The organism is Streptomyces sp. NPDC002386 (genome assembly GCF_053593175.1).
In genome coordinates, this window is the sequence record NZ_JBSFBX010000013.1 from 207883 (window position 1) to 226381 (window position 18499).

At 73.9% G+C, this 18499-nt stretch carries 17 protein-coding genes; 10 read left to right on the plus strand and 7 right to left on the minus strand.

The features are described 5' to 3' along the window. Positions 1–152: 152 nt before the first annotated feature. Positions 153–1361, minus strand: coding sequence for a hypothetical protein (locus ACWCPN_RS25700; RefSeq protein ID WP_392294558.1), 1209 nt, complete (start codon positions 1359–1361; stop codon positions 153–155). Positions 1362–1530: 169 nt separating this feature from the next. On the opposite strand from ACWCPN_RS25700, the gene ACWCPN_RS25705 reads away from it, so the two are divergent. Then, positions 1531–2988 carry a glyceraldehyde-3-phosphate dehydrogenase gene (locus tag ACWCPN_RS25705; protein WP_392294557.1) on the plus strand — a complete coding sequence of 486 codons (1458 nt, stop codon included), beginning with the start codon at positions 1531–1533 and terminating at the stop codon, positions 2986–2988. 71 nt (positions 2989–3059) lie between these two features. Here ACWCPN_RS25705 and ACWCPN_RS25710 read toward each other — a convergent pair whose 3' ends face one another. Together ACWCPN_RS25710 and ACWCPN_RS25715 are read right to left on the minus strand one after the other, a co-directional pair. Further along, positions 3060–4997, minus strand: coding sequence for a collagenase (locus ACWCPN_RS25710; RefSeq protein ID WP_451210427.1), 1938 nt, complete (start codon positions 4995–4997; stop codon positions 3060–3062). A 158-nt stretch (positions 4998–5155) separates the two neighbouring features. After that, a complete protein-coding gene (locus ACWCPN_RS25715) occupies positions 5156–6109 on the minus strand; it encodes a LysR family transcriptional regulator (protein WP_451210429.1) in 954 nt (317 codons plus the stop codon). A 226-nt stretch (positions 6110–6335) separates the two neighbouring features. Here ACWCPN_RS25715 and ACWCPN_RS25720 point away from each other — a divergent pair, with 226 nt between their 5' ends. Beyond that, positions 6336–6905 (plus strand): TetR/AcrR family transcriptional regulator, encoded by a 570-nt coding sequence (locus ACWCPN_RS25720; RefSeq protein WP_199209344.1) that lies wholly within the window; start codon positions 6336–6338, stop codon positions 6903–6905. 32 nt (positions 6906–6937) lie between these two features. Beyond that, complete coding sequence (locus ACWCPN_RS25725) at positions 6938–8134, plus strand: GDSL-type esterase/lipase family protein (protein WP_451210433.1); 1197 nt, start codon at positions 6938–6940, stop codon at positions 8132–8134. A 22-nt stretch (positions 8135–8156) separates the two neighbouring features. Here the strand turns inward: ACWCPN_RS25725 and ACWCPN_RS25730 are convergent, their stop codons facing one another. Together ACWCPN_RS25730 and ACWCPN_RS25735 are read right to left on the minus strand one after the other, a co-directional pair. After that, positions 8157–8888, minus strand: coding sequence for a class F sortase (locus ACWCPN_RS25730; protein WP_451210436.1), 732 nt, complete (start codon positions 8886–8888; stop codon positions 8157–8159). A 111-nt stretch (positions 8889–8999) separates the two neighbouring features. Continuing rightward, positions 9000–9683 (minus strand): hypothetical protein, encoded by a 684-nt coding sequence (locus tag ACWCPN_RS25735; protein ID WP_392294553.1) that lies wholly within the window; start codon positions 9681–9683, stop codon positions 9000–9002. 343 nt (positions 9684–10026) lie between these two features. Between ACWCPN_RS25735 and ACWCPN_RS25740 the strand changes: the two genes are divergently transcribed. From ACWCPN_RS25740 to ACWCPN_RS25770, 7 genes are all read left to right on the plus strand, one after another. Further along, the gene (locus tag ACWCPN_RS25740) at positions 10027–11028 is read left to right on the plus strand and encodes a Vgb family protein (RefSeq protein ID WP_451210439.1); all 1002 of its coding nucleotides are present in this window, start codon (positions 10027–10029) and stop codon (positions 11026–11028) included. A 136-nt stretch (positions 11029–11164) separates the two neighbouring features. Continuing rightward, a complete protein-coding gene (locus ACWCPN_RS25745; protein ID WP_451210442.1) occupies positions 11165–12040 on the plus strand; it encodes an SCO6745 family protein in 876 nt (291 codons plus the stop codon). A 95-nt stretch (positions 12041–12135) separates the two neighbouring features. Further along, on the plus strand, positions 12136–13002 hold the full coding sequence (locus ACWCPN_RS25750; protein WP_451210445.1) for a fructosamine kinase family protein: 867 nt from the start codon (positions 12136–12138) through the stop codon (positions 13000–13002). A 158-nt stretch (positions 13003–13160) separates the two neighbouring features. After that, positions 13161–13352: a putative ATP-grasp-modified RiPP gene (tgmA, locus tag ACWCPN_RS25755; RefSeq protein ID WP_020938095.1), complete on the plus strand. Its 192-nt coding sequence runs from the start codon at positions 13161–13163 to the stop codon at positions 13350–13352. 17 nt (positions 13353–13369) lie between these two features. Next, positions 13370–14350: an ATP-grasp ribosomal peptide maturase gene (gene tgmB, locus ACWCPN_RS25760; RefSeq protein WP_451210449.1), complete on the plus strand. Its 981-nt coding sequence runs from the start codon at positions 13370–13372 to the stop codon at positions 14348–14350. A gap of 35 nt (positions 14351–14385) precedes the next feature. Further along, positions 14386–15276, plus strand: coding sequence for a Gfo/Idh/MocA family protein (locus ACWCPN_RS25765; protein WP_451210452.1), 891 nt, complete (start codon positions 14386–14388; stop codon positions 15274–15276). Between the two features lie 179 nt (positions 15277–15455). Beyond that, complete coding sequence (locus tag ACWCPN_RS25770; protein ID WP_451210455.1) at positions 15456–16562, plus strand: PP2C family protein-serine/threonine phosphatase; 1107 nt, start codon at positions 15456–15458, stop codon at positions 16560–16562. 35 nt (positions 16563–16597) lie between these two features. Here ACWCPN_RS25770 and ACWCPN_RS25775 read toward each other — a convergent pair whose 3' ends face one another. Continuing rightward, positions 16598–17038 carry an Lrp/AsnC family transcriptional regulator gene (locus ACWCPN_RS25775; protein WP_199209351.1) on the minus strand — a complete coding sequence of 147 codons (441 nt, stop codon included), beginning with the start codon at positions 17036–17038 and terminating at the stop codon, positions 16598–16600. A 19-nt stretch (positions 17039–17057) separates the two neighbouring features. Further along, positions 17058–18407: a transaminase gene (locus ACWCPN_RS25780; RefSeq protein WP_451210459.1), complete on the minus strand. Its 1350-nt coding sequence runs from the start codon at positions 18405–18407 to the stop codon at positions 17058–17060. Positions 18408–18499: the final 92 nt, after the last annotated feature.

Sequence of the window (18499 nt, forward strand, 5' to 3'; positions counted from 1 at the left end):
CCGCGCCGGGTCCGGCTGACCGCGTAGGCGTCGGGGAGGGCCTGGACGGTCGCCGCGTCCCAGTCGGCGATGGTCGCCGGTTCCACGTCCACGTCGGCTTCCTCCCAGCGCGGGTCGAAGCCCCGGATCACGCCCGGCGCGGCCGGCACGGCTCACAGCGGGGAGTGCGCCACCACCGTCACGTAGGCGCCGTAGAGCAGGGACGCGACGGCGAGGGCACCGCCGACGAGCAGGGCCTGGGCCGGCCGCACCCGCCAGGTGCGGGCGAGTGCGCGGGCCGGCGGGATCAGCAGCGGGAAGACCGGCAGCAGGAAGCGGGGCTTGGAGGAGAAGGATCCCGAGCCGCCCAGCACCAGCAGCACCAGGACTCCCGCGAACACCACCAGGGCCAGCGGGGCGCGGTCCAGGCAGAGCAGCCCGAACAGGACCACACCGATCAGGACGAGGAGCAGCGCGGCGGGGTAGACGACACCGCCGCCGTACAGGAACAGCAGCCGCAGGAAGCGCACGGCCCCCGCGCCGAAGTCGAAGCGCGACTCCCAGGCGCTCTGGACCGTGAAGTAGCCCCGGAACAGGTCGCCGGTCCGGGCGCCCACCCAGAGCACGTAGGCGAGCCAGCCCAGCGGGGCGAGCAGGGCACCGGCCCACAGGGCGGCCGGTACCCGGCCGCGCCGGCGCAGCAGTTCGTGCGCGGCGGCGACCCCGAGGGCCGCGGCCACGGCGAACCCGGTCGGCCGGGACAGCCCGGCCAGTGCGGCGAGCGAGCCGGCCCACAGCCAGCGGCCCCTGAGCAGGCAGTACAGGGACCAGACCGCGAGCGCGGCGAACAGGGACTCGGTGTAGGCGATGGTCAGCTCGACGGAGTGCGGCAGGACGGCCCACAGGGCGACCAGGGCGGTGGCGGCGCCCCGGCCGTACAGGTGGTGGCCGATGAGGTAGAGCCCGTACGCGGCCACGCCGGCGGCGGCCCAGGCGACCAGCAGCCCGGCCTGCCCGGGAGTGCACGGCAGCACCGTGAGCACGGCCCGGACGAGTCCCGGGTACAGGGGGAAGAAGGCCCAGTCGGTCTGCACCGCGCCGGACGGGGTGATCCAGATGAGGTGCCCGTAGCCGTGGGTGGCGATGTGCAGGTACCAGCGGGAGTCCCAGGAGTGGGCGAGGCTGCGGGTCAGGGTGCGGCCGGCGAGGTGGTCGGCGGCGATCACCACGAGGATCCCGGCGAGCCGCACCGCCGCGAACAGCGCGAGCGCCGCCAGGGCGCCCTCGGGCATCCGGTGCCGGGCCACCAGGGGCGGTCCCGAGCGGCGGAGGGGACCGGACGGGGCGGCCGGATCGGGCCTGGGTACGGAAGACGTGCTCACGCCCCCGACCTTGGCCAGAGCGGTACGGGCGTGCAATGCGCGACCCGCGTGTCCCGGCCTCTTCCACCCTGATTCAGGAACGGTGGAGACCCCCCTGCCGGGACCCCCGGAAAGATCGAAGTAGGGTGTGGTTACCATATGAGCGCTGCCTAGCTCGAAAGATAGATCTGTGACTGTCAACGACGACTCGTTCACCAACTGGATGCACCGCGAGGAAACCGCGGAGTCCATGATCCCGATCATCGGAAAGCTGCACCGCGAGCGGGACGTGACCGTCCTGCTGCACAGCCGCTCCCTGGTGAACAAGTCGGTGGTCAGCATCCTGAAGACGCACCGCTTCGCCCGGCAGATCGCCGGTGAGGAGCTGTCGGTCACCGAGACCATGCCGTTCCTCCAGGCCCTGACCACCCTCGACCTCGGGCCCTCCCAGATCGACCTCGGCATGCTGGCCGCCACCTACAAGGCCGACGACCGCGGTCTGAGCGTGGCGGAGTTCACCGCGGAGGCCGTCGCCGGCGCCACCGGCGCCGACAAGATCGAGCGCCGCGAGGCGCGCGACGTCGTCCTGTACGGTTTCGGCCGCATCGGCCGCCTCGTCGCCCGGCTGCTGATCGAGAAGGCCGGCTCGGGCAACGGCCTGCGGCTGCGCGCCATCGTCGTCCGCGGCGGGGGCGGCCGTGCCGCCGAGGATCTCGTCAAGCGCGCCTCGCTGCTGCGCCGCGACTCCATCCACGGCCAGTTCCAGGGCACCATCACGGTGGACGAGGACAACAGCACGATCGTCGCCAACGGCAACGCGATCAAGGTCATCTACGCCGACGACCCGTCGCACATCGACTACACCGAGTACGGCATCCGGGACGCCATCCTCATCGACAACACGGGCAAGTGGCGCGACCGCGAGGGTCTTTCCGAGCATCTGCGCCCCGGCATCGACAAGGTCGTGCTGACCGCGCCCGGCAAGGGCGACGTCCCGAACATCGTGCACGGCGTCAACCACGACACGATCAAGCCCGACGAGCGGATCCTGTCCTGCGCGTCCTGCACCACCAACGCGATCGTCCCGCCGCTGAAGGCGATGGACGACGAGTACGGCGTGCTGCGCGGCCACGTGGAGACCGTCCACTCGTTCACCAACGACCAGAACCTGCTGGACAACTACCACAAGGCCGACCGTCGCGGCCGCTCCGCGCCGCTCAACATGGTGATCACCGAGACCGGTGCCGCCTCGGCCGTGGCGAAGGCGCTGCCCGACCTCAAGGCGCCGATCACCGGCAGCTCGATCCGCGTCCCGGTGCCGGACGTCTCGATCGCGATCCTCAACCTCCAGCTGGCCCGCGAGACCACCCGCGAGGACGTCCACGACTACCTGCGGAACGTGTCGCTGACCTCGCCGCTCAAGCGGCAGATCGACTTCACCACGGCGCCCGACGCGGTCTCCAGCGACTTCATCGGCTCGCGCCACGCCTCGATCGTGGACGCCGGCGCCCTCAAGGTCGAGGGGGACAACGCGATCCTCTACCTCTGGTACGACAACGAGTTCGGCTACTCCTGCCAGGTCGTCCGGGTCGTCCAGCACGTCTCGGGCGTCGAGTACCCGACCTACCCGGCGGCGACGGCGGTCTGACGCCGCGGCGCCCAGCGCACACGAAGGCCGCCGACCGGGCTCCCGGGCGGCGGCCTTCGCGCACGGCGCGGTCAGGCCCGCCGCGGCCGGGCGCAGGCGCCCGCGGCGCACGCGGTGAGCCACTGGTCGAAGTCGGCGTCGTACCGGGTGCCGATGCCGTCGTGGTACACGGCGTATCCGCCGGCGTAGTCACCGGCGCGGAAGCGGGCGAGCACGCGCTGGACGTCGTCGGGATGCCGCTCGGCCATGTAGCGCACGGCGAGGTAGCCCCACGGATAGGTGCGCGTCACGTCGCTGTTGCCGTAGGTGCTCTCGAAGAGGGTGCTCAGGCGGTACGTGTGCTTCGCCGCCTCCTGGACCGCCTGGTCGTACGCCAGCCCCCGGTAGCCGTAGGAGACGTACTCGGCCAGACCCTCGATCCACCACACGTCCGGCACCGAGGTCTGCTCGGTGAAGTCGCCCCGCATGTCGTCGCGGGCGTCGAGGAAGTGCGTGTACTCGTGGTTCAGGTTCCAGACCCGGGCCGGGAAACCGTCGTCCACGTCCTTCTGGTACATGATCGAGGTGGGCCGGTTGGCCGGGTCGGACGGGTCTCCGTCCAGGGTGATGCCGCCGTTGTCGGTGCTGACGCCGTAGATCGCGCCCGCGTAGGTCCGGTAGTCGGCGCGGCTCGCGAAGACGACGAGCTGGATGGACGAGACGTACTGGCCGGGTATCGGTCCGCCGGCCCTGACGATGCCGCGGAAGTAGGCGCCCTGGTTCAGCACGCTGGCGCACACGGCGTCCAGCTCGTCCGCGCTGAGGGCCTGGGCGCGGACGGTGTGGTCCGCGTCGCAGCTGTGGGTGACGGGCAGCGCGGCCTCGGTCAGTCTGCCGGGCAGGTCGCAGACCTCGTAGTAGGAGCAGCCGGCGCCGTCGTAGGAGGAGGCCTGGGTGGCGACGGCCACCCAGAGCCCGGCCGTCGGACCGGTGATCCGCGACCGGTCCAGCAGGTCCCTGGTCAACGGCCTTACGGCGGAGCGCAGTTCCGGGTGCTCGACGTAACGGGCCAGGTTCATGCCGGCGTTGGTGTCCAGGAAGGCCAGATCGGTGCCGAGCAGGTCCATGTGGCTCAGCGCGAAGTCGTGCAGGGAAACGGTGACGCGTGGGTCGGCGGCGACCGCCGTCACGTACCGGGGGTTCCAGTTGCCGCGCCACAGCGGTGTGTGGACGTCGTTGACGGCCCTGACCATGCTGTCGATCGCGTCGTACGAGCGGTCGTAGGCGTCCAGCAGACGCCGGTAGACCCACAGATAGCGGTCCTGCTGGTCGGCGCTGTCGGTGAGGATCACGGTCTCGCCGAGGATGTCGCCGTTGACCGCCGTGACGTCCCGCGCGTGGCGGCGCGCGAAGAAGGCGTCCAGGCCTCCGGTGGTGGCGGCGGTGAGGCGGGAGGTGTACGGGCCCACGTCGCCGGGGTGGTTGAACTGCACGTAGTAGCCGGCGCGCAGGAAGAGGACGAGTTGCAGCAGGCCCGCGGAGTTGTCGCCCCGGTACCGCCCCGCCGCACGTGCGAAGCCCTGGGCGACGCTGAGCATCTGCGGCTGGCGGAACACGTCGCGGGCGTCGGTGCCGGTGACGGAGAAGAGGGTGTTGACGCAGTCCGCGGTGGAGGACGTCACGAGCGCCACGAGCGCCGCCCCGCCACGGCTGCCGAAGTCGCCGGGCGCACAGGCGGCGGCCTTCGCCGCGGCGGGCGACAGGGGTGCCGTGCCGTGGGTGAACGGCATCGCCTGGGGCGGCAGTTGGGCCGGGCTGATCGGGTGTGCCCGGCCGGGGGCGGAACGTTCGGTGGCGCCGGTGGCCGGTCCGGTGGGCGGCGGCTCGGTGAGGTGTGCGGCGGGAGCGGCCGCCGGGCCGGCCCGGTGTCCGGGTAAGGCCTGGGCCGGGGCCGACAGCAGGCCGGCCACGGTGGCGCAGACGGCGGCGGCGCCGGCCAGCCGTCCGGGCAGCGCGAAGCGATGGCGCATCGGGGATTCCTCCACGAAGGGGGTGCGCCTCTGTGGGGTGCGAGGCGTGGGAGGAATGTCTCAGCGCACCGCTCCGGCAACAATGGCGTGTGACATAGCACATGGCACCGCTCGCTCATAACATCTCAGGTGCCGCGAGTAGACGGCGGGCCGTCTCGCTACGCCCCGGCGATGCTCCAGGTGCGCGCGGCCCACGCCCTCAAGTGCGGTGCCCCGGCGACCAGTTCGCGGTAGGCCCCGGTGGCCGACTGCATCAGCGCCTCCACGACGTCGTCGCCGGCCGTGTCGGGCCGCCAGGCCAGCACATAGCGGCACCAGAGCGGCGATCCGGCCAGGGGCTTGACCGCGACGTGCGGGATGGGGCGCAGGGTGGGCTGGACCATGGACACGCCGAGCCCGTCGGCGATCATGCTCTGGAGCTGCGTCTGGTCGCCGAGGAACTCGTGCACGGTGACGGGCGTGAACCCGGCCGCGGCACAGGCGTCGTAGAACACCCCGGGCCAGCCGGCCCCGTCGTCCGGGGTGACGAACCACGGGTCCTCGGCCAGGTCGGCGAGCTGCACCTGGGCGCTCTGGCGCAGACGGTGGCGGGCGGGCAGCGCGACGAACGTCGGCTCGGTGACGATGCCGCGGTGGCGCACCGCGGGCGAGTGGGCCAGCTCCCGGCCCGGGTAGTCGGCGGCGATGGCCGCGTCCACCGCCCCCTCCTCCAGCAGTTCCACGATCCTCGATGAGGCGTAGACGCTGGTCACGGCGACGGACAGGTCCGGCAGCCGGGTGCGGACGCGGGACACGGTGCCCGAGAGCATGGGTGAGTTGGTCGCGGCCACGCGCAGGGTGCGGGCCGGGCGGCCGGCGGGCGGCCGGTGGCCGATCGCGTCGGCACGGGCCAGGACGTCCCGGGCCTGGGCGACGACCTCGGCGCCGTACGGGGTGGGCCGCACCCCGCTCGCGCCGCGCTCGAAGAGCGGCTCGCCCAGATGGCGCTCGATGCGCCGGAGCTGGGTGCTGACGGCGGGCTGCGAGTAGCCGAGCTGGGTTGCGGCGCGGCCCACGCTGCCCGCGTCCGCGATCGCGCACAGCACCCTCAGGTGCCGTAGCTCCAGCTCCATCGGCCCACTCCCCGTCCCAGCCGTACCGTCGACAGTCGGCGCCGGTCCACGACCGGCCCCGCTCGATTCTCCACCCCCCGCGAGAGGGCCGCCCACCGCCTCCTCGGACGCGCCGGCGCACCTCCTCGCCGGTCCGAGCGCCGGTCCGGCCCGGCTATATCGTTATCCTCTTTGCCTAAAGGCATTAGGCATGTGCATAATTGATTCAGCCAAGAGGAGGAAGCTGATGGTGCGCGCAGGTCTGACCACGGAGCGTCTGGTCCGGGCAGGGGCGGAGCTGGCCGACGAGGCCGGTTTCGACCAGGTGACGGTGTCGGCGCTGGCCCGGCGCTTCGACGTGAAAGTGGCCAGCCTGTACTCGCACCTGAGGAACTCCCAGGACCTGAAGACGCGTATCGCCCTGCTCGCGCTGGAGGAACTCGCCGACCGCGCCGCCGAGGCGCTGGCCGGGCGGGCCGGGAAGGACGCCCTGCGCGCCTTCGCGGACGCCTACCGCGACTACGCCCGGGAGCACCCGGGCCGCTACCAGGCGGCACGGTTCCGGCTCGACCCGGAGACGGCCGCCGCGAGTGCCGGCGGCCGGCACTCGCAGATGACCCGGGCGATCCTGCGCGGCTACGACCTGGCCGAACCGGACCAGACCCACGCCGTCCGGCTGCTCGGCAGCGTGTTCCACGGCTACGTCGATCTGGAGGCGGCCGGCGGCTTCAGCCACAGCGCCCCCGACTCCCAGGAGTCGTGGACCCGCATCCTCGACGCCCTCGACGCGCTGCTGCGCGAGTGGCCGGCCCCCTGACCCCCTGAACCCCGGCAAGACAGGCGCTTACGATGCCCTCCACCCCGTCCGACTGGATCACCACCCCGCTGACCGCCGGCCTCGTGCGCGGCGCCCTCGACCTGGAGCACACCGGGCACGGGCTGCTGCCGCACCGGCTGCCCGCCCGGGCCCGGGCCCAGTGCGCCGATCCGCAGCTGCGGATGGCGGAGTCCCAGCCCTCCGGCGTACGGCTGGCGCTGCGCACCCGCGCCACCGCCGTCGAACTCGACACCCTGCCCACCAAGCGCGTCTACACCGGCGCGCCACCGCGCCCGGACGGTGTGTACGACCTGCTGGTGGACGGGCGCCCGGCCGGCCGGGCCACCGCCGCCGGCGGGAACACCCTGACGATCGACCTGGTCACCGGCACCGCCGAGCACCGGCCCGGCCCGGTCGCCACCGTGCGCTTCACCGGCCTTCCGGACCGGGACAAGGACGTCGAGATCTGGCTGCCGCACAACGAGACCACCGAACTGGTCGCGCTGCGCACCGACGCGCCCGTCGAACCGGTGCCCGACCGGGGCCGCGCGGTGTGGCTGCATCACGGCAGCTCGATCAGCCACGGCTCCGACGCCGCGAGCCCCACCACCACCTGGCCGGCGCTGGCCGCCTCGCTCGGCGGGGTGGAGCTGATCAACCTGGGCCTCGGCGGCAGCGCCCTGCTCGACCCCTTCACCGCACGCGCGCTGCGCGACACGCCCGCCGACCTGATCAGCGTCAAGCTCGGCATCAACCTGGTCAACACGGACCTGATGCGGCTGCGCGCCCTCGGCCCGGCCGTGCACGGTTTCCTCGACACCGTTCGTGAGGGGCATCCCGGCACACCGCTGCTCGTCGTCTCGCCGGTCCTGTGCCCCCTCCACGAGGACACGCCGGGCCCGAGCGCGCCTGACCTGTCCGCCCTGAGTTCCGGACGGCTCCGCTACCGGGCCGCCGGGGATCCGGCGGAGGTCGCGCAGGGCAAGCTCACCCTGCGCGTCATCCGGGAGGAGCTGGCCCGGATCGTGCGGGAACGGGCCGCCGAGGACCCGCGGCTGCACTACCTCGACGGCCGTGAACTGTACGGGGAGTCCGACTTCGGCGAACTGCCGCTGCCCGACGGGCTCCACCCGGACGCCGCCGCGCACCGCCGGATCGGCGAACGCTTCGCCTCCCTCGCCCTCGCCCCGGGCGGCCCGCTCGGCCGCCCGGCCGCCCGGACCGGCTGACCGGCCCCGCCGGGCCGGTACCTCACACCAGGTGGGCGAAGACGACCAGGTTGTCGGTGTAGTCCCGCACCGTGTGGTCGTAGTCGCCCGCGCAGGTGATGAGCCGGACCTCCGGGCGGTCGGCGTCGGCGTACACGCGGTCGCTGGGGAAGGCGTCCTTGGCGAACGTCTCCGTGTCGTCCACGACGAACTCCGCCTTCTGCCCGTCGGCCCGGTCCACGGTGAACCGGTCGCCGCGCCCGAGCTCGTAGAGGTTGGCGAAGACGGCCGCCGACGTCACCGTGTCCACGTGACCGGCGATGATCGCGGTGCCCTTCTCGCCGGGCGTGACGCCGTCGACGTACCAGCCGACGAGGTTGGTGTCGGCCGCCGGCGGTGGCTGGAGCTGCCCGGTGGAGGCGAGGGAGAGGGGGGTGAAGGGGGCGTCCACGGAGATCTTCGGGATCACCAGACGGGTCGGTGTGGCGCGGGGCAGCGACCGCTCCGCCTGATCGGTGCCGGACTGGTCCGTGGCGGGCTGTTCGGTGCCGGCCGGTGTGCCGGCGCTCACCGTCGTGCCGCCGGGCGCCTGTGGGACGTCACCGTCACCGCGGTGGCCGCCGAAGACGCTGACGGCGACGAAGACGATCGCCACGCCCCACAGGGTCAGCCGCCCGCCGCGGCCGGCTTGCTGCGCGGCCCGGTCCTGCGCGGGGGTGGCCGGGGTCGAGGGGTCAGGAGAGGAGGGGTCCGGGGACGTGGGGTCTGCTGCCATCGGACATCACCTCATTCGGGCACGGCAGCACAGGCGTCGGGCTCCTCCGGGCGCGGGCCGCCGGCGCGGGGCGCCGGCGGCGAACGCGGCCCTGGGAGGAGAGGGGGCCGGTCAGGACGCGGGCTCGCCGGCCTTCCTGCGGCGCATCGCGTACATGCCGGTGGCGCCTACGGCGAGCACGGCCAGACCGCCCGCGGTGACACCGGGAGAGGCGAGGGCGCCGCCGCCGGTGTGCATGCCGCCACGGGGCTTGTCGTGGTCGCCGCCGCCCCAGTCGTCCTTGCCTCCTCCGCTGTCCTTGCCGCCCCAGTCGTCCTTTCCGCCGCCGTCCTCCTTGCCCCCGCCTTCCTTGCCACCGCCGCCTTCCTTGCCCCCGCCTTCCTTACCGCCGCCGCCTTCCTTGCCGCCGCCGTTGCCCTTGTCCCGGTAGGTCTCGGGGTCGAACCGGCTGTCGTCGCCCGAGCCCCAGTCGTCACCACCGCGGACCGCGGCGAGCGCACCGCCGCCCGTGTGCATTCCGCCGCGCGGTCCGTCGTGGCTGCGGCCACCGTCGTCCTCGCTGCTGTAGTCGTTGTCGTAGTCCTTGCCGGAACCCTTGCCGGAGCCCTTTTCGTGGTCCCGGCCGGAACCCTTGTCGTAACCGCTGTCGGAGTCGCTGTCGTGCTCCTTGCTGTACGAGGAGTCGTCCCGGCCGCCGCCGTCCGCGGCCGGCGCGGCGAAAGCCGCACCGGGCGTGGCGAAGGCCAGGGCGGCGGAGGCGGCCGCCGTGGCGAGAAGAATGCGGGCAGAGCGCATATCGGTGTCCTTCCGCCGTGGCCGGGCAGCGGATACGTCATCAGCTGAATGGACCCGGTCGCGACATGAACCACCGTCAGCCAGGCCGTGGCGGCGCACCATCCGGGCGGCCCAGCCGGGTCATCGCGCCACCCGTCTGCCCCATCGACACGCCGGAGCAGGCCCCGTCCGGGGCACCACTCGTCACCCGGGCGCGCGCCGGCCGGCCCATGGTCCCGGACACGGGGTCCCCCCTCCGGGCCGGTCCGGCCGTGCGGCGGCGGCGCGCGTGCCGGGAACCCGACGATGCATCACATGACGGCGGCGCACCCGTCCCCCGGCCCGCCGAGAAAGGGGCGGCTCCATGCCGCGTCTCACCCTGACCGGGCGGCACCCGCTTTGCCGCTTCCTCGTGGCCCTTCTGGGCGCGCTGACCGGGGCCTTTGTGGTCGCGGCGCCGGCCCGGGCCGACGTGGGCGATATGACGGTGCATCCGATCACCACCACGGCCGGCACTCTTCCCGCCGGCATCACCACCGGGGCCGACGGGGCACTGTGGTTCGCGGGATCGGGAGCGGGCCGCATCGGGCGCATCAGTGCCGGGGGCGACGTCACCGACTTCCCCGCCGGCGGCCCGGACAGCCTCCCCCTCGACATCACGGCCGGCCCCGACGGGGCGCTGTGGTTCACCGAGGCGAAGGCGAACCGGATCGGCCGGATCACCACTTCCGGGCGGCTCACGGAGTTCCGGGTGCCGACGCCGGACGCCTTCCCGGCCGGCATCGCGAGCGGGCCGGACGGCGCCCTGTGGTTCACCGAGCAGAACGGCAACAGGATCGGCCGGATCAGCGTCTCCGGCCGCGTCACCGAGTACCCGGTGCCGACCCCGGACGCCGCCGTCCGCTCCATCACGGCGGGCGCCGACGGCGCGTTGTGGTTCACGGAGCCGGCCGGCGGCAGGGTCGGGCGGATCGGCGTCACCGGGGGGATCACCGAGTTCCCGCTGCCCCGGGGCGGTGCCTTCCCCGACGCGATCGTCGCCGGGCCCGGCGGCATGTGGTTCACCATGTCCGGCCCGGACCCGGTCGGCCGGATCGACTCCTCCGGCCGTGTGACCGGGTTCCGGCCGCCCGATCCGGACAGCGTGCCGGCCGGTATCACCCGCGGTCCCGACGGCCGGGTGTGGTACGCCGACCAGACCGGCCGGATCGGGCGGATCGGCGCGGGCGGTGTCATCACCTCCTTCCCGGTGCCGGGCGGCGCGGACGGGGTGCCGTACCGCGTCACGGCGGGGCCCGACGGCTGCGTGTGGTTCACCGAACTGCTCGGCAACGCCGTGGGACGGGTGCGGGCGATGCCGCGGTGACCCCGCGACGCCGTGCGGCGCGTCCGCACGCGTTCCCGGACGCCTCTTGTTATGACGGGCGTCATAGAGCAGGCTGTCCGACGGTCCGGGGCCGGGCCGACGGCGGCCGGGCGGGGCGACATGCGGGGAGGAAGCGGTGCTGGACACGACGGCGCGGGAGATGTGGGAGCTGTTCGAACCGGTGCACGATCTGGTGTACTTCGCGCCCGAGGCGCGGCAGTCGGCGGACGGCCTCGGGATGCGCGGGTACTGGATGGGGTACTTCGCGCTGCGCGCCGCCCCGTTGGGCCCGGTGGCCCCGTGCGTGGTGACGAGTTCCTTCAGCGTCTTCCACCCCGCCCGGGTCGCCCGCGCCCTCCCCGACGCCTGGAAGTACGCCGCTCCCGCGGACGTGCTGGCGGCCCGGGAGGAGGCCATGGACGCGGCAATGACCCGTCTGTTCGGCGCGGAGCGGACGCGGTCCGCCCGGTTCGCGGAGGCGGCCGACCTCGCGTGGGAGGCGGCGGCAGCGGCGGACACCACGGGCCGGGTGCTGGCCGCCGCGAACCAGGCGCTGGAGCGGCCCGCACGGGCGACGGCGCGGCTGTGGCAGGCGGTGACGACGCTGCGGGAGCACCGGGGCGACGGCCATGTGGCGGTGCTGGTGAGCGTGGGGATCGGTCCGCTGGAGGCCATGGTGCTCAAGGCGGCCGCCGGCGAGTCGGACGGCCCGTTCCTGCGGGAGACCCGCATGTGGGAGCCGGCGGACTGGACGGCGGCCGAGGACACCCTGCGCGAGCGCGGGTTCCTCGCCGCGGACGGTTCGCTGACCCGCGCGGGCGTCGCGGGCCGGGCGCGCGTCGAGCAGTGGACGGACCGGGCGGCCGAGCGTCCCTGGCGCGCGCTCGGCGCGGAGCGCACCGGCCGTCTGGCCGGGCTGCTGGAGCCGCTGGCCCGCACCGTCGGGGAGTCGGGACTGCTGCCGGCCGGCAACCCGGTGGGGCTGCCCCCGCGGGAGCCCGCGCGGCCGTGACCGCCGCCGGAGCGCGCGAGTCCGGCTGAAAACGGCCTGAGCAATGGCCGAAGCGTCCTCAGAAAGGGCTCATTCACGGGCCGTACGCTGAGGCCGTGGTCAACCGAGACGAGGAACCAGGGCGGGCGGCGTCCCGGCTCACCGGGCGCCGGGTCACGGCCGCGCGGGCGCCGTCCGGGTCGCCGGCCGAAGTGACGCTCGAGGGCGGCACGGTGGTGATGGTCAAGCGCGGTGACGCCCCGGGCGCGGTGCGCGCCGAGGTGGCCGGGCTGCGCTGGCTGGGCGAGGCGGACGCGGTGCGGGTGCCGGCGGTGCTCGGCCACGACGAGCGGTGGATGGTCACCGAGCGGGTGCCGACCGGGCGGCCGGGCGACACGGCGGCGCTTCGCTTCGGCCGCGACCTGGCCGCCCTGCACGCCGCCGGAGCGCCCGCGTTCGGCGCGCCGCCGCCCGGCGGGCCCGCGGAGGCGTACATCGGCGCCGCGCCCATGCGCAACACCCCGGCGGCCGACTGGCCCGAGTGGTACGCCGAACAGCGGGTTCTGCCGTACCTGCGGGCCGCGGCCGACGCCGGCGTCCTGCGGAGCGAGGAGACCGCCCTGATCGAGCGGGTGTGCGCGCGGCTGCCGGACCTCGCGGGACCGGCCGAGCCGCCCGCCCGGCTGCACGGCGACCTGTGGAACGGCAATGTGCTGTGGGGTGCGGACGGGGAGGTGCGGCTCATCGATCCGGCCGCCCACGGCGGGCACCGCGAGACCGACCTGGCGATGCTCCGCCTCTTCGGCTGCCCGGGTCTGGACCGGGTGCTGACCGGCTACACGGAGGCCGCTCCCCTGGCGGACGGCTGGCGCGGACGGGTGGGTCTGCACCAGCTCTTCCCGCTGCTGGTGCACGTGGTGCTGTTCGGACGCGGATACGCCGACCGCGCCGTCGCCGCGGCACACGGGGCCCTGTCCGGATGAATCCGCGCCGACCGCGCGCAGCCTCGCGGCCCCGGCGGGCGTCCTAGTACCTGACGCCTGCGAACGGCCTTGCTCCGGACCATGGTTACGGAGCGTAAGGAAACCAATCACCCGTTCGATTCGTATAAGGACGTGAAAGCCGAATCAGGGAGAGACCAATGCAACCGTTCACGCTCAACTACGCGCGCCCCGCAGTGCAGTTGGACGTCACCACTCCGTACGCGTACGACTCCGGACTGCAGTTGAACGTCCTCCCGGACGGTCGGATAGCCGCCACCGATCACGCCACGTTGAGAGCACTGGGGACGACGACCTCGACGGCCGGGTCCAAGACGCACTTCGACGACTGACCGCGGACCCACGGAAGATGACCGTGCTCATCCTGACCAGTGAAGAGGACGTGACGGCGGACATGGTGGTGCTCCGGCTGCGCCAGACCGGTGTGCCCGTGGTCCGGCTGGATCCCGCAGACCTCACCAACGGCGTCGCCCTGTCGGGCGAGTTCGTGCACGGCGCCTGTCGCGGGCATCTGTCCGTCGGCGGGCGCCTGGTGAGCATGAGCGGCCTGCGCTCCGTCTGGGTGCGCAGGCCGGGGGAAGCGGCCGCCCGCGCCGCCCAGCCGTCCGCCTGGCTGACCGAGGAGTCCGCCCAGGCGCTGTACGGCATGCTGCGCTCCACCGGCGCACGCTGGATGAACCATCCGGACGCGGCCCGCCGCGCCCGGCACAAGCCCTGGCAGCTGCGGCTCGCGCAGGACAGCGGTCTCGCCGTGCCGGCGACCCTGATCACGACCTTCCCGCAGGCGGCCCGGGAGTTCGCCGAACGCTTCCCGGACCTGGTGGTCAAGCCGGTCTCCGGCGCGCATCCGCAGGAGCCGCCGCGGTCCGTGCCCACCAGCCGGGTCGCGCCGGACGCGGACTTCGCCGCCGTCGCCTTCGGCCCGACCCTGCTGCAGCGGCGGATACCCAAGCGGGCCGACATCCGGCTCACCGTCGTCGGCGACCGGCTGCTGGCCGCGCGCAAGCCGGCCGACCCGGACGGCCACCCCGACGACGTGGACGTGCGCTTCGCGCCGTCGGTCTCGCCCTGGCTCCCGGCGGAGGTGCCGCCGCGCGTCGCGGAGGCCGTCCACCGCTACATGAACGACGCCGGACTCGCCTATGGTGCCTTCGACTTCGCGGAGGACACGGACGGGATCTGGTGGTTCCTCGAGTGCAACCAGTCGGGCCAGTTCGGTTTCGTGGAGATGGATACCGGCCAGCCGATCGCCGAGACCATCGCACGGTGGCTGGCGGCCGGCGAGCCGGCGGTGCCGGACGCGGGCGGCGACCGGGACGAGGCGTCGTGACGCCGTCGGATCCGGTCCGGAGAAAGGGAGACGACATGCGCATCGGACTGCTGGGAACGGGCCCGTGGGCCCAGGCGGCCCACGCCCCCGCTCTCGCCGGGCACCCCGGCCTGGACTTCACCGGGGTGTGGGGCCGCCGCCCGGAGGCGGCCGCCGAGCTGGCGGCGCGGTACGGGGTGCGGGCGTACGACGACGTGGACGCGCTGCTCGCCGACGTGGACGCGGTCGCGATGGCGTTGCCGCCGTCCGTGCAGGCGGAGCTGGCGGTGCGGGCCGCCCGGGCGGGCCGTCATCTGCTGCTGGACAAGCCGCTGGCGGCGGGCGTGGCCGAGGGGCGGGCCGTCGTCGAGGCGGTGGATCGGGCCCAGGTGGCCTCCGTGGTGTTCTTCACCACCCGCTTCCAGAAGGAGCCGGAGGAGTGGATCGAGGAACAGGCCGCCACGGCGGGCTGGTTCACGGCGCGGGCGCAGTGGCTGGGAGCGGTGTTCACCGGTGACAGCCCGTTCGCGCACTCCCCCTGGCGGCGGGAGAAGGGCGCGCTGTGGGACGTGGGACCGCACGCGCTCTCCCTGCTGCTGCCGGTGCTCGGCGATGTCCGGCAGGTCGCGGCCGCGGTGCACGGCCCCGCCGACACCGTGCACCTGGTCCTCGACCACGCCACCGGCGCGTCCAGTACGGTCACCCTGAGCCTGACGGCACCGCCGGCGGCGGCCGGGGCCGATCTCGAGCTGCGCGGTGAGACCGGGACGACGGTGCTGCCGAGGAGCTCCGAGGGCGCGGTCCCCGCTCTCGCCAGGGCCGCCGACGCCCTCCTGGCCGCGGCCCGGACCGGCCGTCGGCACCCCTGCGACGCCGGCTTCGGCCTCCGCGTCACCGAGATCCTCGCGACGGCCGAGGCCCGCCTGGCCGGCCGCACGACCGAGTAGTCCTGCCGGCGAACCCGCCCCCGTGACCGGCGGGCCGCCCGCCGTGGGGGCGGGTTCGCCGGGGTCGGGCGGCGGATCGACGAGGGGCGGGCCCCGACGGCCGCCCCGTGGGGCGGCCGCCCCGCCGGGCGGCGGCGCCGACGGAGGTGGGGGCCCCGGGGTCGGCGTAGCGTGGGAATGTGACTGGGGTGCGCGGCCGGGCGTCGCGTCAGAATGCGGAGGATCGTGGCTGGCTGCGGGGCGCGCCGCCGCCGCGGTGGGTGCGGGTGCTGCCGGTGCTGCTGCTCGTGGTGGTGACCGTGGCCGCGCTCACCACCCCGACGGCGAGCGATCTCGGGTTCCTGCTGGGCGCGATCCCGCCGCTCGCGGTCCTGTCGTACGGCCCCTGGGGGACGGCAGCGCTGGGCGGCGCGGTCGTCGTGGTGCTCCATGTGCCGGCCACGCATCTGAACCGCCCCGGCAACACCGATCTGCTCACCATCGTGTTCGTCGCCGTGCTGAGCGTGTTCGTGTCCTACGTGCGCAGTCACCGGGACGCCCAGCTGGTCGTGGAGCGGGCGATCGGGGAGGCCGTGCAGCGAGCGGTGATGCCCCCGCTGCCGGAGCGGGTCGGGCGGATCGGCTGCGGCGGTTTCTACCGGGCGGCGCAGGACGGGACGCTGGTGGGCGGCGACTTCTTCGACGTACGGGACGGGCCCGGCGGTGTCCGGGCGGTCATGGGTGACGTGCGGGGGCACGGTCTGGCCGCCATGGCGACGGTGGTGTCCCTGCTGGGCGCCTTCCGCGAGGCCGCTCTCGACCAGCCGGACCTGGAGGCGGTCGCGGCCCGGATGGACCGAAGACTCGGTGTGGACGCGGCCGGCGACGGGCAGACGGAGCTGTTCGCCACCGCCGTGCTCCTGGAGTTCACCGGCGACGCCGGCGCGGTGCGGGTGGTGGCCTGCGGCCATCCGCCGCCCGTGCTGCTGCACGAGGGACAGGCCCGGGAGACGACCGTGGCCCCGGGCCCGCCGCTGGGCATCGGGCTGGTCGGTCTGGACCCGCCGAAGGAGGTCACACTCTCCCTCACCCCGGGCGACCGGCTGCTGCTGGCCTCGGACGGGGTCTGGGAGGCGCGGGACGCCACCGGCGCCTTCTATCCGCTGCCCGAGCGGCTACCGCACCTGGCCGCGGCCGCCCCCGCCGAGCTGCCCGGCGCGGTGTGGGAGGACCTCGCGCGGCTCAGCTACGAGGTCCGTGACGACGCCAGCATGCTGGTGCTCACACCCCTGCCGCCGGCCGCCTGACCGGTACCCCGGTCCCCGCCCGCGCGGCGCACCGGTCAGCCCACGTCCCAGAGGAACCGGTGGGTGTGGATCCCGAAGTACGGGAAGGACTGGATCTCGCGGACGCCCTCGACGGGCCGGACCACGTCGTTGACGAAGTCCAGCAGATCCCTGGGTCCCGGTGCGACCACCTCGACGAACAGGTCGAAGCCGCCGGCGGTGAGCACCGAGTAGACCACCTCGGGGCGGGCGGCGAGCGCGTCGGCCACGGTCCGCGGATCGCCGTCGACGCCGATGCCGAGCAGGGCCATCGCCTGCCCGCCCATGGCCATCGGGTCGGTGACTCCGACGACCTGGACGGCCCGGGAGTCCAGCAGGCGCTGCAGGCGCTGCCTGGCCGCCGAGGCGGACAGGCCGACCCTGGGGCCGAGGTCGGCGTAGGCGATGCGGCCGTCGGTCTGCAGCTCGCGCAGGATGGCGCGGTCGATCTCGTCCATCGGGGCCGGCCGTCCTCTCTCACTCCGCCAGTTCGGCCAGGGCCGCGGCGAAGACCTCGGTGTGGGTGTCGACGTCCTGCTCGGTGGTGTCGGGGCACATGAGCGCCATGTTGTGGAACGGGGTCAGCAGGATGCCCCGGTTGGCGAGGTAGAGGTGCAGGAAGTCCTCCAGCTCCGGGTCGGCGGCGGCCGCGGACTCGGTGCCGGTGCGGGGTGCCGGGGAGGTGAAACGGTACTCGGTGCGGGCGCCGAGCCGGCTGACCGACCAGGGCAGCCGGTGGGTCTCGATACCGGCCCGGACACCCGCCTCGAAGCGTTCGGAGAGCCCCGCCATGCGGGAGAAGGCCTCGTCGGTGAGCACGTGCTCCAGGGTGGCGCGGGTCGCGGCCACCGACAGGGCGTTCCCGGCGAGGGTGCCGCCCACGCCGCCCATGTCCACCAGGTCCAGGTCGTCGCGGCCCAGCAGCCGCTCGGCCAGTTCGTCGGACAGGCCGTACGCGCCGGCCGGGATGCCGCCGCCGATCGCCTTGCCGATGGTCAGCAGGTCGGGGTCGAGGTCCCAGGCGGCCGTGCAGCCGCCGGGTCCGGCGGAGAAGGTGTGGGTCTCGTCGTTGATCAGCAGCACGCCGTGGCGCCGGGTCAGGTCGCGGACTCCGGCGAGGTAGCCGGGCTCGGGCAGCACGATGCCGATGTTGGTGAGCGCGGGTTCCATGAGCACGGCGGCGACGTCGCCGTGGGCCAGTTCGCGTTCCAGCCCGGCGAGGTCGTTGAACTCGGCGACCCGGCTGGTCAACGTGGTGTCGCACGGGGCGCCGACGTTGCCGGGGCGGTCCGCGCCCCGGCCGTCGGGACCGACGACGATCAGCGACTCATCGACGCTGCCGTGGTAGCAGTAGCTGTTGAAAAGGATCTTCGGGCGGCCGGTGACGGCCCGGGCCAGGCGGATCGCCCAGCGGTTGGCGTCGGTCGCGGTCAGCGAGAAGCTCCAGCGGGCCAGGCCGAAGCGCCGGGTCAGCTCGGCGCCGACCCACTCGGCGTCCTCGGTGGGCAGCATCGCGGTGGCCCCGCCCAGGGTCCCGTACCGGTGCTGGACCGCCTCGGCGACGGGCTCCGGCGAGTGTCCGGCCATCGCGCCCGTGTCACCGAGGCAGAAGTCGATGTACTCGTGGCCGTCCACGTCGGTGATCCGGGCCCCGCGTGCCCCGGCGAGATAGCGGGGGAAGGCACCGGCGGTCTTGTTCATCCAGGTCATCGGCACCCGGCCGAAGAGATGGTCGGCCCGGGCATAGGCCGCCCTGGAACGCGGGTTCCGGCGTTCGGCCTCGGCGCTCTCGCGGGCCAGGAGTGCGTGCAGACGCGTGCGGTCCATGGAGTACCTCGGTTGGTGCTGGACGACGGAACAGCGGGAGCCTACGGCGGGAACGACTCTCCGTTCAAGCCCTGACGATCGAATCGATCGTC